Source organism: Citrobacter sp. TBCS-14 (assembly GCF_005280805.1).
Taxonomy (GTDB): domain Bacteria; phylum Pseudomonadota; class Gammaproteobacteria; order Enterobacterales; family Enterobacteriaceae; genus Citrobacter; species Citrobacter gillenii.
The window spans coordinates 1-221 of sequence record NZ_SZWM01001034.1 but is presented as its reverse complement, the minus strand read 5'-3'; the positions used below and the strand labels follow the sequence as shown (position 1 = coordinate 221).

1 protein-coding gene is annotated in these 221 nt (G+C 54.3%); it reads right to left on the bottom strand.

Annotation, left to right across the window (positions count from 1 at the left end):
- A partial coding sequence (locus FDX22_RS23810; protein ID WP_186805448.1) for a signal peptidase II occupies positions 1–210 on the bottom strand: 210 nt, incomplete at its 3' end.
- Between the last annotated feature and the right edge of the window lie 11 nt (positions 211–221).

The window sequence follows — 221 nt, the reverse complement described above, 5'->3', positions numbered from 1 at the left end:
CCAACGTTGCCAGCCACCGCTGTCGGCTAAGAAGCTAAACGCCGCGCCATAGTTACGCGCATAGTGCAGATTAAGCGACGGGAACAGCGACACCGTATCCCCCAGAGCAAAGTTCTGGAGGATCAGGTATTTGCTGCCTAAGTCGATAATCAGCACGGCTACCACCAGCCACAGCCAGCGTAGTCCTGTTGAACAGAGAGGCTTACTCATCAGGCAAACTT